The organism is Asanoa ishikariensis, from assembly GCF_900107455.1.
In the GTDB taxonomy this organism is placed as follows: Bacteria; Actinomycetota; Actinomycetes; order Mycobacteriales; family Micromonosporaceae; genus Asanoa; species Asanoa ishikariensis.
The window spans coordinates 972,366-984,974 of record NZ_FNQB01000001.1 but is presented as its reverse complement, the minus strand read 5'-3'; the positions used below and the strand labels follow the sequence as shown (position 1 = coordinate 984,974).

Genomic DNA, 12,609 nt, shown 5'->3' with positions numbered 1-12,609 from the left:
GTGGCAGTGTGGTGCGGTTTCGAATCAGCGAGGCGGCTGAGCTGCTCGGCGTCAGCCCCGACACGGTGCGCCGGTGGATCGACGCCGGCAAGCTACCCGCCGAGCGCGACGAGCACGGGCACCGGCTGGTCGAGGGCACCGAGCTCGCGGCGTTCGCGCGGGCCCAGCACGAGCAGGCCGAGGGTGGCGAGACCTCGGCCCGCAACCGGCTGCGCGGGATCGTCACCGCGGTGGTCAAGGACGGGGTGATGGCGCAGGTCGACATCCAGGCCGGCCCGTTCCGGATCGTCTCGCTGATGAGCCGCGAAGCGGTCGACGAGCTCGACCTGCGGGTGGGCTCGGTGGCCACGGCCGTCATCAAGTCGACGACCGTCGTAGTGGAGAAGGCGCCCGGACGGCGTTAGAGTCATCGATGTACGAGCGGCGGCGCGCTCACCCCGATCCGGGAGGAGAGCTTCGTGCCGTCCATCTCTCGTCGTGGCCTGTTGCGCGTCGGCGGTCTTGCCGTCCTCGCCAGTGGCCTGTCTCCATCGGCGCTCGCCGCGCCGGTCGTATCCGCCGACCTCGTCGTCTACGGCGCCACCGCCGGTGGCCTGGTGGCCGCGATCCAGGCCCGCCGCATGGGCCGGACGGCGGTCGTGCTGGAGCCGTCGAACCATCTCGGCGGTCTGACGACCGGCGGGCTGGGCCAGACGGACAGCGGAACGGCCGCGTCCATCAAGGGAATCGCGGGCGAGTTCTACCGACGGATCCACGCGGCGTACGCGGGAACGCCGGTGACCCCGACCTCCCCCGCCCGGTTCACCTTCGAGCCGCACGTGGCGCGGACGGTGTTCGACGAGATGCTCGCCGCGGCTGGTGTCCCGGTCTATTTCGGACTGCGGCTGGCGACGGTCAGCAAGTCGGGCAACCGGCTGGTCTCGGTCATCGGCGATAACGGGCAGGCGTTCCAGGGTCTGATGTTCGTCGACGCGTCCTACGAGGGCGACCTGATGGATCGGGCCGGGGTGTCGTGGACTGTGGGTCGGGAGAGCAACGCCACCTACGGAGAGACCATCAACGGTGTGCAGGTCCGGAGTGGACACCAGTTCAACTTCCCGGTCTCGCCCTATGTCGTGGCGGGGAGCCCCTCGTCGGGCCTGCTGCCGGGCATCTCGTCCACGCCGGTCGCGCCGGCCGGCTCCGGTGACGGGCTGATCCAGGCCTACAACTACCGGATGTGCCTGACCCAGGCGGCGTCCCGTCTTCCGTTCCCTCGGCCGGCGGGCTACGACGCCGCGCGTTACGAGCTGCTGCTCCGCTACGTGCAGGCTGGCTGGAACGGTCCGTTCTTCACCACGCACGGCGTCGGCGCCGGCAAGACGGACTCGAACAACAACGGCGCGTTCTCCACCGACCTCATCGGTGGCAACTACGCGTATCCCACGGCCTCGTACGCGGTGCGCGACAGCATCGCCGCCGACCACCGCACCTATCAGCAGGGCTTGATGTGGTTCCTGGCCAACGATCCCCGCCTGCCCGCGTCGATCCGCTCGGCGACCGCGTCGTGGGGGTTGGCCGCGGACGAGTTCACCACCAGCGGTGGCTGGCCGCCGCAGCTCTACGTCCGCGAGGCCCGCAGGATGATTTCCGCGCACGTCATGACTGAGCTCAACTGCCGCGGGCAATCGCCGATTCCGGATCCAGTGGGGCTCGCCAGCTACACAATGGACTCCCACAACTGCCAGCGGGTGGTGGTGGGCGGGCTGGTCAAGAACGAAGGCGACGTGCAGATCGGCGTGCCCGGACCGTACGGGATCAGCTACCGCTCGATCGTGCCCGCCGAGGCGCAGTGTGCGAACCTGCTGGTCCCGGTGTGTCTGGCGGCTAGCCACGTCGCGTACGGCTCGATCCGTATGGAACCGGTCTTCATGATCCTCGGCCAGTCGGCGGCCACCGCGGCGATGCTGGCCCTGACCGCGTCGTCGTCGGTGCAGGCGGTCCCGTACGCCACGTTGCGCGCCCGCCTGCTGGCCGACGGTCAGCTCCTGCAATGGCCGCCACCCTCGGCGCCGGGCGAAGTGGTCGTGGACAGCCACGACCCGTCCGTGACGCGCGCCGGCACGTGGGTGTCGAGCACGTCGATCGGTGGCTATTGGGGGACCGACTATGAGCACGACGGCAACACGGCCAAGGGGGTTAACCGGTTACGCTTCCGGCCGTCGCTGCCGGAGGCCGGCACGTACACGGTCTACCTGCGCTGGACCGCAGACCCGAACCGGGCCAGCAACGTACCGATCGACATCGTCCACAGCGCCGGCGTGACCACGCGATCGGTCGACCAGCGGGGCAGTGGTGGGTCATGGGTGTCGCTGGGTTCCTATGCCTTTGCGGCTGGCACTGGCGGCAGCCTGCTGATCCGCACGGAGAACACCAACGGCTACGTCATCGCCGACGCCGCTCGGTGGCTCCGCACGGCATGACCTGACCAGGGCGACATAGCCGGCCCGGAGCCGCGCGTGGCCCGCTCCGCCTCGCGGTGCCTGGCCGCGCGTGGCCATGCCACCTTGCCGTGCCGCCGCCTGGCCGTGTCCGCCTGGCCGAACCCGGCGTGGCCGGAGCATGCCGCCGCCTAGCCGTGCCGCGCCTGCCCCTGGCCTGGGCCGGCCGTACCTGGCGTTGCCGTGCCGTGCCTCCACTCGCTCTGGCGTCGCCAACGCGCAGAACCGCCGCACTGGCCGAGGCGCTCAACCCCCGGCGGGCCACTCGCTCAAGCCAGCTCTGCCAGGCCGCGCTTAACCGTTCCAGTCGCCCGCACAAGGACATGCGAAAGGCCCCCTTCCGCACCGGCAAGGGGGCCTCACGCACTTTTTAGTGGACGGCGGTCGTCTCCGCGGCGAGCCGCTCGTCGCCGGTCAGCGTGGACAGGGGCTTCTCCTTGATGAAGACCACCGCGATCACGGCGAGGAAGGCGATCGGCGCGCCGATCAGGAACAGTTCGGCGGTGGCCGAGCCGTACACGTCGGCGATGATCTGGCGGATCGGTTCTGGGAGGTCCTTCAGGTCCGGGACCGCTGCGGTGCCGGAGCCGCCGCCGGCCTGCGCGCCCAGCTTTTCGGTGAGGCCGCTGGTGACCTTGCTCGCCAGGACCGCGCCCAGGGCGCTGACGCCGATGGCGCCGCCCATGCTGCGGAAGAACGTCAGCACCGAGGTGGCGGCGCCGAGCTCCCCGGCCGGTACGTCGTTCTGCGCGGCCAGCACCAGGTTCTGCATCAGCATGCCGACGCCGACGCCGAGGATCGCCATGAACACCGAGATCAGCACCACGCTGGTGTCAGCGCCGATCGTGCCGAGCAGCAGCATGCCAACGGTCATCACCAGCGCGCCGCTTACCAGGTAGATCTTCCACTTGCCGGTCTTGGTGATCAGCTGGCCGGCGACCGTCGACGAGACCAGCAGACCGAAGATCAGCGGAAGGCTCATCAGGCCGGCCACGGTCGGGGACTTGCCGAGGGCGACCTGGAAGTACTGGGCCAGGAACACCGTCCCGCCGAACATCGCCACGCCGACCAGGATCGAGGCGATGGTGGCAAGTGAAACGGTTCGGTTGCGGAAGATGTTCAGCGGGATGATCGGCTCGGGGGCGCGCGACTCGACCAGCACAGCCAGCGCCAGGATCACGATGCCGGCGGCCACCAGCACGGCGGTCTGCCAGGACGCCCACGCGAACTTGCTGCCCGCGAGGGTGGACCAGATCAGCAGGGTGGAGACGCCCGCGGTGATCAGCAGGGCGCCGAGCCAGTCGATCCGGACCTTGCGGCGTACGACCGGGAGGTGCAGCGTCCGCTGGAGCAGGAAGATCGAGAGCAGGGTGAACGGTACGCCCAGCAGGAAGCACCAGCGCCAGCCGAGCCAACTCGTGTCGACGAGTACGCCACCGATCAGCGGACCGGCGATCGTGCCGACGCCGAAGACGGCGCCGAAGATGCCGGAGTACCGACCCAGCTCCCGCGGCGGGATCATCGCTGCCATGACGATCATCGCGAGTGCGGTCATGCCGCCGGCGCCGACGCCTTGTACGACCCGGCTCAGGATCAGCACCTCCACGTTGGGCGTGAAGCCGGCGATCAGCGAGCCCGCCACGAACAGCGCCAGCGAAAGCTGGATCAGCAGCTTGCGGCTGTAAAGGTCGGCCATCTTGCCCCAGAGCGGCACGGTGGCGGTCATCGCGAGCAGCTCGGTGGTGACGATCCAGGTGTACACGGACTGGCTGCCGTTGAGGTCGGCAATGATGCGCGGCAGCGCGTTGCCGACGATCGTCGACGCGAGAATCGAGACGAAAAGCCCGACCATCAGGCCGGACAGGGCTTGGAGCACCTCACGCTGAGACATTCGCGCGGGCGCCTGGCCGCCGACCGGCGACTCGGGCGTAGCCGCCGCGGCCGGCTCGGGCGAGGTGGTGACGTCGGTCATTAACTGTCCTTAGTGGAGGGGTGTGCGCCGGCCCGGCGACTCAGAGGACGCGATTTCAGACCGGATTACTCGGGGTGGCTCAGCTTCTGGGGGGTTGGCCACCCTCACGGATGACCCAGCATCTCGGGATGGCCAACCTTGCGGTTGGCCCGGCATCTCGGGATGGGCCAACCACGCGGGTGGCTCAGCTTCTCGGGGTGAGCCCCCCTCGTGGGCGGCTCGACCTTCTCGACGTGGGTGGGCTTTCGGGAGGGATCTCGGCTTTCGGAGTGGCTCGTACTTTCCGGGGTGGTTCAGCCTTCTCGACGGTCGCTCGTGATCTTCGGTGGTGACTCGGGCTCGTCGGCGGTGGTTCAGGTTTTCGGCGCTCGCTCACGCCTGTCGGCAGTGGTTCAGCTTTCGCCGGTCGCTCTGGTTCCAGCGGCTTCGCTCTAGCGGTCGCTCAGCCTCGGGATGCGGTCCGCCCATCGGGATAGCCGAACTGTCGGGATGGTCAGCCTGCCCGAATGGATCTGCCTCCGCGGCACAGGCTCAGCTTGCCGCGAACCTCAGCCTGTGCAGGCAGCCCGGCCCTCCGGGACAGCTCCGCCTCCGGGGATTGCCAACGCCCCTGGGTGGCTAGTCCCGCCGGACCGGCTGCGCGTTCTCGGACTGCGCCCACTTCTCTCCGCTCACGCCTTCATCGCGACCCACCGTCTCGTGGTGGCTCGGCGAGTCCGCTGGCGACCATGTCGAACGCCTCGTCAACCAACTTGGCGAGAGTCGCCGGTCGCTCAACCGGTTCGGCATTGGCCCACCGCATGAGCGCGACCCGAAACGCAGCGCCAGCAACCGCGGCCGCAACCCCCGGGTAGCTGTGGCCGGCAGGCAGCCCGAGCCGATCACCGATCGCCGATGCCACCGCAAGCTCGGACTCAACGCTGGTGGCAAGCAGCCGCGGCAGCAACTGCGGATTGTCGCCGACCACCCGCATCCGCAGGCTGACCATCTCCCGGTGGTCCTCCATCTGGTGGATCACCGGGACGAACGCCAGCCGGAGCGCCTCGAACAGGCCGATGTCGGCCGGCAGTGAGCGGAACAGTTCGAGCGTGCCGCCGATTTCGCTGTCGCTGCCGAGCACCGCCTCGTCCTTGCTGGCGAAGTAGTTGAAGAACGTCCGCGAGGAGACGTCGCACGCCTCGCTGATCTGCTCGACCGTGACGTGCTCGAGCCCGTGCTCGGCCACCAGCCGCAGGGCTGCGGCAGAGAGCGCGGCCCTGGTGGCCAGCTTCTTCCTGTCGCGACGACCCAGTACTGGTGCGGTGTTCACGCCGCACACCATACCGGCCAATCTTGCACAACACGAAAAGTTTTAGTGTGTGAAGCAAGGCACAAATCAGGGGTACGTCAAGACACGCGCGACCCGCATAGCGAACCCGTCAAGATCGTGGATGCGTGATCGTACCCGCGCTGAGCTGGGCGCATGGCAATAACTCGGCACCCGACGACCCCCCGGGTGACCCCCGGACTCGAGCTTGGAATCGGCTCCGTCGCGGTCGTCGTACTCACGATCATGCTGGCCTCCGTGCCCCTCCCGCTCGGAATGGCCGGCCTGGCGATCGCGACGATCGTGGGCGCGGTCCTGATCCCCGACTGGCGCTACAGCCTCGGTCTGGCGGTCATCACGTACTTCCTGTTCGTCGGCTTCATCGCCGGAGACATGGGCGTGCTGTCCTGGCGGGGCCACGATGCCCTCTGGCAGTTCGTCGCGTTCGGCCTCGCGTATATCGCCGGGCTCGTCATGCGTTGGTTGATGCACGCCCCACCCCCCGACTGACGCAGGCGGGTTCGGCCAGCCGGCTGGCGCGGTTTGCCATTGTCCGGCCCCACCGGCGGCGCGGATGCTCCAGTCATGCGCTTCATGAACTGGTTCGTCCGCGCCGCCGGCCTGTACAACGCGAGCGCGGTGATCGTCTTCCTGACGCCGGGCGCCCTCGACGCGTTCGGCGTCGCACCGCCGTACTCCGACTTCTGGGTCTGGCTGCCCGCACTCATGGGCCTGTTCGCCGGCATCGTGCTGCTGCTGTCCGCGATGGACCTCCAGCAGTACGGCGCGTTCCCGTTCTGGAACGGCATTATCCGGTTCAGCTTCGTGATCGCGACGTTCACACTCGGCTTCGGCGACAGCGCCGGCACCTTCATCACGCTGCTCGCGGCTGGTGACCTCGTACTCGTGGCAGGCACTCTCATCGGCCTCCCCCTGGTGCTTGGCCGGACGCCGTGGCAGCTACTCACCAACCGCCCGGCCACGCCGCGCCCGGTGCCGGCATGAACCGGTTGAGCAGGGCACTCACGATCATCGCAGTCGTGGAGGCGGCGTACACGGTCGTCGCCCTTACCCCACCAAGCCTGGTCGAGCCGCTGTACGGGTTTCGCCTCAACGCCGACGGGCACTGGACGCTCAAGCTGCTCGGCGTCTCGCTGGCCGTTCAGGCGGCCATCGCATGGCTGCTACGCCACCAACCGCACCGGGGAATCGCAGCAGCCCTAGCCGCCTACCAGTTCGGCAGCGCCACCATCGACTGGATGATGTGGCTGACGCTTCGCGACGACGGCATCTTCGCCACGACGCAGGCCCGGGTCGCGATCATCGCCGCGATACCCAGCCACTACCTGCTCGGACTGCTGCTGACCGCAGCGATCGTGGCCGCCGGACGGCCGGTGACCAGTGACCTCCGAGCGCTGTGACCCGGTAGGCATGGCTCGCCGCAGCGCCCGGCGGGTGACCGGTGACGACGTCCGACCGCTGTCAGCCTGCGGGCAGGACTCGCCGCAACGGCCCGGCGGGTGACCAGTGACCTCCGACCGCTGTGAGCCCACGGGCAGGACTCGCCGCAGCGGCCCGGCGGGTGACCAGTGACGTCCGACCGCTGTCAGCCGGTAGGCATGGCTCGCCGCAGCGGCCCGGCGGGTGACCAGTGACGTCCGACCGCTGTCAGCCGGTAGGCATGGCTCGCCGTAGCAGCGCGGTGGGTGACCAGTGACGTCCGACCGCTGTCAGCCGGTAGGCAAGGCTCGCCGCAGCGCCTGGCGGGTGACAAAATGGCGTTCATCCGCGGTAAGCCACCGATCAGGCTCGCCGCCGCGCCGTCGGACGGTGAGCAATGACATCCGCGCGCTGCAAGCCGCCGGTTGGGCTCGCGGCGGCGCTGGCCGAGCAGGGCATCGCAGTGGCTGATGTGCTTGCCCTGGCCGGCCTGCCACCCCGCCTGCTCGACGTGCCCGGCGCCCGCCTGACAGTGCCGGACTACTTCGCGCTCTGGCAGGCGGTCGAGGACGCGAGCGGCGACCCGGCGATCGGCATCCGGCTGGCCCAGGCGCTGCGCGCCGACCACACCGAACCGCTCTTCCTCGCCATCCTCGGCGCCGCGACGGTGGGCGCTGCTCTCGCCACCGTGGCCGCGTACAAGCGCATCCTGACGCCGGAGACGCTGGATCTGTCCAATTCGGATGGGCTGGTCACGCTTGAATGGCGCTGGCCCGGTGAGCGTCCGCCCGGTGTGCTGGTCGACGCCGAGCTCGCCTTCCTGGTCGAGGTGGCGCGGCGCGCCACCCGGTGTCCGACCTCGCCCCGCGTCGGATCGAGCTCATTGCTGAAACGGTCAACCTGGCGCACCACGACTACTTCCGCTGCCCGATCCACCTCGGTCGGCCGGTCACCACGATCGCGTTCGGGGCGGTCGACGCCGCTCGCCCGTTCCTCAGCCACAATCCCGACCTGCTCCGCGCGCTCCTGCCGTACCTGGAGAAACGCACGCCGGCCACCACCGACGACGCGCTCACCCGCGTGCGCCGCGCCATCGCGGACCGGTTGCGCGGCCAGCGGCCGACCGTCAGTGCCGTCGGGCGGGACCTCGCGATGAGCGGGCGCGCGCTGCAACGATTGCTGCACGAGCAGGGCACGACCTTTCGCCGACTGCTCGACGAGGTGCGCAACGAGCACGCCCGCGCATACCTCGCTGATACCGGGTTCACCGACGGCGAGGTCGCGTTCCTACTCGGGTTCACCGACCCGACCTCGTTCCATCGCGCGTTCCGCGGTTGGAACGGGGTGTCACCGAGTGCGTACCGGCGCCGCTCGGTCGTGGAAACATAGGGCGCATGGCTGGTGAAGAGCGCGACGGAGTGCCGCTGACCAACCTCGACCAGGAGCTGTTCGACGGCGCCGGCGCGAGCAAGCGCGACCTGGTCGACTATCTGGATGCCGTACACGAGCGGATGGTTCCGGCGTTGCGGGATCGGCCGCTGTCGGTGATCCGGGTGCGGCCCGGGCAGCCGCCGTTCATGCAGAAGAACCTGCCCAAGTACACGCCCGACTGGGTCGCCCGGGCCGATGTCTGGGCCGACCGGTCCCGGCGGATGGTCAGCTACGGGCTATGCAACGACCGGCGGACGCTGATCTGGTTCGCCAACCAGCGGGCGGTCGAATACCACCCTGGCTTGGCGCTGCATAGCGACTGGACTCACCCGACGCACCTGATCATGGACCTCGACCCACCCGAAGGTGAACCGTTTCGGTTGGCCGCACAGGCAGCGCTGCTCGTGCGCGAGGTGCTCAGCGCGTGCGGGATGGCGGGCGCGGCCAAGACCAGCGGGGCCAAGGGCGCCCACGTGTTCGTACCCCTGGCGGATGGCCCGGCCCACGACGACGTGGCGGCGGCGACCCGGGCAATCGCGGCGCGGGCCGAGCGCCTCGACCCGGCGCTCGCGACCACCGCGTTCATCGTCGAACAGCGCGAGGGCAAGGTCTTCCTCGACTCCACGCGGGCCGGCGGCGCGACGGTGGTTTCCGCCTACAGCCCGCGCCTGCGCCCCGGAGTGCCGGTGTCGTTCCCAGTGCCGTGGGACGCGTTGGAGGCGGCCGTGCCCACCGATTACACGGTTCACACGGCCGCCGCGGCGCTGGCGTCCGGCGATCCGTGGGCGGAGCTGATGCCGCCGCCGCAACGGCTCGACCCCGGCTTGGTCGAGGAGGGGCACACCATCCCGATCGCCCGCGTGGTCGCGATGCACGAAGGCAAGCGCCGCGCGCGGGAGAAGCGGGCGGAGTCCTAACGGTCGATGGAGGTCATGTCGGCGTAGCGGTCACCGACCGGTGGGCGAATCGCGCTTAACCGGTTGAGCTGCTCGTCGGCCAGCACCAGCGACTCGGCGGCCGCGTTCTCCTCCAGTCGGAAGACCTGCGTCGTACCCGGGATCGGCACGATGTCCGGCCCCTGCGCCAGCAACCAGGCGATGGCGACCTGGGCCGGGGTGGCGCCGACCTCTTCGGCGACCGCGCGTACCTCGTCGACGATCCGCAGGTTGTCCGCGAAGTTGTCGGCACTGAACCGGGGAAGCGTGCTTCGGAAGTCGTCGCTCGGCAGATCCTGCGGGGTCGCGTAACGGCCGGTGAGAAAGCCTCGGCCGAGCGGGGAGTACGCGACCAGGCCGATGCCGAGCTCGCGGAGCAGCGGCAGCACCGCGTCCTCGATGTCGCGCGTCCACAGCGAGTACTCGGATTGCAGGGCGACTATCGGATGAGTCGCGTGCGCCCGACGGATCGTCTCGGCCGAGGCCTCGGAGAGTCCGATGTGGAGCACCTTGCCCTCGGCGACCAGCCGGGCCATCTCGCCGACGGTCTCCTCGATCGGCACGGAGGGGTCGACCCGGTGCTGGTAGAGCAGGTCGATCCGGTCGGTGCCGAGCCGGCGCAACGAGCCTTCGACGGCGACGCGGATGTTCTCCGGCGAGCTGTCGAGCTTGCGTACGACGGGCCCGTCGCGGTGGGTGAGCTGACCGAACTTGGTCGCGATCACATAGTCGTCGCGCCGGTTCGCGACCGCACGCGAGACCAGTTCTTCGTTGAGGAAGGGGCCGTAGACCTCGGCCGTGTCGAGCAGCGTGATGCCGATTTCGGCAGCCCGACGGATGGTGCGTACCGACTCCGCTTCGTCGCCGTAGCCCTCGTAGTAGGCGGACATGCCCATACAGCCCAGGCCGAGGCGGGAGACTTCGAGGTCGCCGCCAAGCGAAACGTTTCTCATTGCGGTTGTTCCTGTTCCGGGGCCGGCCTCCGCGGTCCCTTCCCCGACCCTAGCTCCGCGCGTGCGGCCGGAACTGTCGTAGCCCAGTGTGATGCTGGGCGGGTGAGGTTCTCTTTCGATGCCGAGCTGTGGGTCTGGGAGGCGCGGCGCGACGACAGTTGGGTGTTCGTCACGCTGCCGGCCGACGCGTCCGCCGAGATCCGTGACCGCACCGGCGGCACCCGGCGCGGGTTCGGCTCGGTGCGGGTTCAGGTCACCATCGGCTCCAGCGCGTGGCGCACGTCGGTCTTCCCGGACGGCGCGAGCGGGTGCTACGTGCTGCCGCTGAAACGGGCCGTCCGGCGGGCCGAAGGTCTCGATGCCGGCGACGTCGCGACGGTGAGCGTCGAGCTGGTCGACATCTGAACGGGGTGCCGGCCTCGGTCGGGCCGGCACCCCGGTTCGGTTCAGGCGCGGGTCAGGCTCGCGATCTCCGCCTGGGACAGCTTCAGGTCGAGGGCAGCGAGGTTGTCGTCCAGGTGCGCGAGGTCGCCCGTGCCCGGGATGGGCAGCATCGACGGCGAGCGGCCGAGCAGCCAGGCGAGTACGACCTGGCGCGCCGAAGCCGAGTGCCGCTCGGCGATCGCGTGGATGGTCGGGTTCTTGTCGAGATCCTGGATGGGCGCCCAGGGCAGGAACACCATCGACTCCTGCTCGCACAGATCGACGATGGTCTCCGAGGCGCGGTCGTCGACGTTGTAGCGGTTCTGGATCGAGACGATCGGCGTCAGTCGCTGCGCGGCACGAATGTGCTCTTCGTTGACGTTCGACAGCCCGATGTGCCGGATCTTGCCCTCGTCCTTGAGCTTAACCAGTTCACCGATCGAGTCCTCGAACGGCACGTTGGGGTCGGGCCGGTGGAACTGGTAGAGCGGGATCTGCTCGAGCTTGAGGCGGCGCAGCGAGCCTTCGCAGACCTCGCGCAGGTGCTCCGGGCGCCCGTCGGCGGGCCAGCCCACGAACGGTTCGGGCCGGAGCAGGCCACCTTTGGTGGCGATGACCAGATCGTCCGCGTACGGGTAGAGCGCCTCAGCGATCAGCTCCTCGCTCACGTTGGGCCCGTAGGAGTCGGCCGTGTCGATGAAGTTGATGCCGGCGTCGACCACACGGCGTAGCACCGCGATGGCCTCATCCTTGTCTGCGGGCGGTCCCCAAATGCCCGGGCCGGTGATGCGCATGGCGCCGTAACCGAACCGGTTGACGGTGAGATCCCCGCCGACGTCGATGGTCCCCGCGGAACTGGCGTTGGGCATGGTGCAGACACTCCAATCCGATGTCGGAGGCGGACGCGACACGCACTCACCTCCGCGTACCTGCGAGCGTATCTCCGGTCGGTTGCCTGCGTACGGTGGCCGAATGGCGTTGGAGGTTGGCGACGAACGGACGCTGGCGGCGGAACTCTTCAACCGCGTCTGGGACCTGCTGGAACGCACCGACCGCAGCCCGGCGGACGACGACACGATGCTGCACATGGCGCACGCCACCCGACACCATTGGGGCCAGGTCGGTGAACCGGTCAACCTGGCGCGCGGTGAGTGGCAGTGCTCGCGCGTCTATTCGGTACGCGGCCGGGCGGAGCCCGCCACCCACCACGCTCAGCGATGTCTCGATCTTTGTATCGAGCACGGGATCGGGGACTTTGACCTGGCGTACGCGTACGAGGCCCTGGCCCGGGCAGCGCTCACGGGCGGCGACCAGGCCGCAGCCGCGTTGCTGGAGCAGGCACGCGGCGCGGCGGCTCGCATCGCGGAGGCGGACGATCGCGCACTGGTCGAGGCCGACCTACAGGCATTGACCGCTAAACGACCCATGCCGGCCGCTGACTAGCGGCGCGGGGCAAGTTCGCGCGGCTCTGAGCCGGACAAGGATGCGCCCGACGCGGCCATACGCAGTTCCGCCGAGGTCGCCTTGAGAAAACTCCGCACAGCGGGGCTTTGGCAGCTCGGCTGCCGACGTCCAGCACGGCTCCCATTTGCTCGCGCTATCGGCGCGGCCCACACGCCCGCGCCCGCACGCCTCGCGCCGTAGGCGCAGCCCACACGCGTCGCGCAGC

13 protein-coding genes and 1 pseudogene are annotated in these 12,609 nt (G+C 69.3%); 10 read left to right on the top strand and 4 right to left on the bottom strand.

Translation table 11 applies throughout. The annotated features are described in order from the left end of the window. Nucleotides 1-8 precede the first annotated feature (8 nt). Together BLV39_RS04600 and BLV39_RS04595 are read left to right on the top strand one after the other, a co-directional pair. A complete protein-coding gene (locus BLV39_RS04600) occupies nucleotides 9-404 on the top strand; it encodes a TOBE domain-containing protein (RefSeq protein ID WP_090787637.1) in 396 nt (131 codons plus the stop codon). Between the two features lie 54 nt (nucleotides 405-458). After that, nucleotides 459-2,462, top strand: a complete 2,004-nt coding sequence (locus BLV39_RS04595; protein ID WP_176984771.1) for an FAD-dependent oxidoreductase — start codon at nucleotides 459-461, stop codon at nucleotides 2,460-2,462. 388 nt (nucleotides 2,463-2,850) lie between these two features. Here the strand turns inward: BLV39_RS04595 and BLV39_RS04590 are convergent, their stop codons facing one another. Continuing rightward, nucleotides 2,851-4,452 (bottom strand): MDR family MFS transporter, encoded by a 1,602-nt coding sequence (locus tag BLV39_RS04590; RefSeq protein WP_090787634.1) that lies wholly within the window; start codon nucleotides 4,450-4,452, stop codon nucleotides 2,851-2,853. 679 nt (nucleotides 4,453-5,131) lie between these two features. After that, complete coding sequence (locus BLV39_RS04585; protein WP_090787631.1) at nucleotides 5,132-5,773, bottom strand: TetR/AcrR family transcriptional regulator; 642 nt, start codon at nucleotides 5,771-5,773, stop codon at nucleotides 5,132-5,134. Nucleotides 5,774-5,947: 174 nt separating this feature from the next. On the opposite strand from BLV39_RS04585, the gene BLV39_RS04580 reads away from it, so the two are divergent. The 6 genes and pseudogenes from BLV39_RS04580 to BLV39_RS04555 all read left to right on the top strand — a co-directional run bounded on the left by BLV39_RS04580 (nucleotide 5,948) and on the right by BLV39_RS04555 (nucleotide 9,546). After that, complete coding sequence (locus BLV39_RS04580; protein ID WP_090787629.1) at nucleotides 5,948-6,268, top strand: hypothetical protein; 321 nt, start codon at nucleotides 5,948-5,950, stop codon at nucleotides 6,266-6,268. Nucleotides 6,269-6,343: 75 nt separating this feature from the next. Further along, the gene (locus tag BLV39_RS04575; RefSeq protein WP_143049644.1) at nucleotides 6,344-6,763 is read left to right on the top strand and encodes a hypothetical protein; all 420 of its coding nucleotides are present in this window, start codon (nucleotides 6,344-6,346) and stop codon (nucleotides 6,761-6,763) included. After that, nucleotides 6,760-7,179 carry a hypothetical protein gene (locus BLV39_RS04570; protein ID WP_090787623.1) on the top strand — a complete coding sequence of 140 codons (420 nt, stop codon included), beginning with the start codon at nucleotides 6,760-6,762 and terminating at the stop codon, nucleotides 7,177-7,179. Before BLV39_RS04575 ends, BLV39_RS04570 begins: the two co-directional genes overlap by 4 nt. A gap of 416 nt (nucleotides 7,180-7,595) precedes the next feature. Beyond that, nucleotides 7,596-8,006, top strand: a pseudogene (locus BLV39_RS45060) (AraC family transcriptional regulator ligand-binding domain-containing protein); the annotation flags it as partial. Between the two features lie 41 nt (nucleotides 8,007-8,047). Then, nucleotides 8,048-8,587, top strand: coding sequence for a helix-turn-helix transcriptional regulator (locus BLV39_RS43960; RefSeq protein ID WP_239083698.1), 540 nt, complete (start codon nucleotides 8,048-8,050; stop codon nucleotides 8,585-8,587). 5 nt (nucleotides 8,588-8,592) lie between these two features. Further along, entirely contained in the window at nucleotides 8,593-9,546 is a 954-nt protein-coding gene (locus tag BLV39_RS04555) for a DNA polymerase domain-containing protein (protein WP_373315328.1), read from the top strand. Here the strand turns inward: BLV39_RS04555 and BLV39_RS04550 are convergent. Further along, on the bottom strand, nucleotides 9,543-10,517 hold the full coding sequence (locus BLV39_RS04550) for an aldo/keto reductase (protein ID WP_090787614.1): 975 nt from the start codon (nucleotides 10,515-10,517) through the stop codon (nucleotides 9,543-9,545). The two genes, BLV39_RS04555 and BLV39_RS04550, sit on opposite strands and share 4 nt — an antisense overlap. Before the next feature lie 102 nt (nucleotides 10,518-10,619). On the opposite strand from BLV39_RS04550, the gene BLV39_RS04545 reads away from it, so the two are divergent. After that, nucleotides 10,620-10,922, top strand: coding sequence for a DUF1905 domain-containing protein (locus BLV39_RS04545; RefSeq protein ID WP_090787611.1), 303 nt, complete (start codon nucleotides 10,620-10,622; stop codon nucleotides 10,920-10,922). 41 nt (nucleotides 10,923-10,963) lie between these two features. Here the strand turns inward: BLV39_RS04545 and BLV39_RS04540 are convergent, their stop codons facing one another. Continuing rightward, nucleotides 10,964-11,809 (bottom strand): aldo/keto reductase, encoded by an 846-nt coding sequence (locus BLV39_RS04540; RefSeq protein WP_090787608.1) that lies wholly within the window; start codon nucleotides 11,807-11,809, stop codon nucleotides 10,964-10,966. 103 nt (nucleotides 11,810-11,912) lie between these two features. Here BLV39_RS04540 and BLV39_RS04535 point away from each other — a divergent pair, with 103 nt between their 5' ends. Next, nucleotides 11,913-12,383, top strand: a complete 471-nt coding sequence (locus BLV39_RS04535; protein ID WP_090787605.1) for a hypothetical protein — start codon at nucleotides 11,913-11,915, stop codon at nucleotides 12,381-12,383. The last annotated feature ends 226 nt before the right edge of the window (nucleotides 12,384-12,609 follow it).

What these genes read in the sequence shown, in the direction of transcription:
- BLV39_RS04590 (WP_090787634.1), bottom strand. Translation starts at nt 4,452, where the DNA reads ATGACCGACGTCACCACCTCGCCCGAGCCGGCCGCGGCGGCTACGCCC.
- BLV39_RS04585 (WP_090787631.1), bottom strand. Translation starts at nt 5,773, where the DNA reads ATGGTGTGCGGCGTGAACACCGCACCAGTACTGGGTCGTCGCGACAGG.
- BLV39_RS04575 (WP_143049644.1), top strand. Translation starts at nt 6,344, where the DNA reads ATGCGCTTCATGAACTGGTTCGTCCGCGCCGCCGGCCTGTACAACGCG.
- BLV39_RS04570 (WP_090787623.1), top strand. Translation starts at nt 6,760, where the DNA reads ATGAACCGGTTGAGCAGGGCACTCACGATCATCGCAGTCGTGGAGGCG.
- BLV39_RS04555 (WP_373315328.1), top strand. Translation starts at nt 8,593, where the DNA reads ATGGCTGGTGAAGAGCGCGACGGAGTGCCGCTGACCAACCTCGACCAG.
- BLV39_RS04550 (WP_090787614.1), bottom strand. Translation starts at nt 10,517, where the DNA reads ATGAGAAACGTTTCGCTTGGCGGCGACCTCGAAGTCTCCCGCCTCGGC.
- BLV39_RS04540 (WP_090787608.1), bottom strand. Translation starts at nt 11,809, where the DNA reads ATGCCCAACGCCAGTTCCGCGGGGACCATCGACGTCGGCGGGGATCTC.
- BLV39_RS04535 (WP_090787605.1), top strand. Translation starts at nt 11,913, where the DNA reads ATGGCGTTGGAGGTTGGCGACGAACGGACGCTGGCGGCGGAACTCTTC.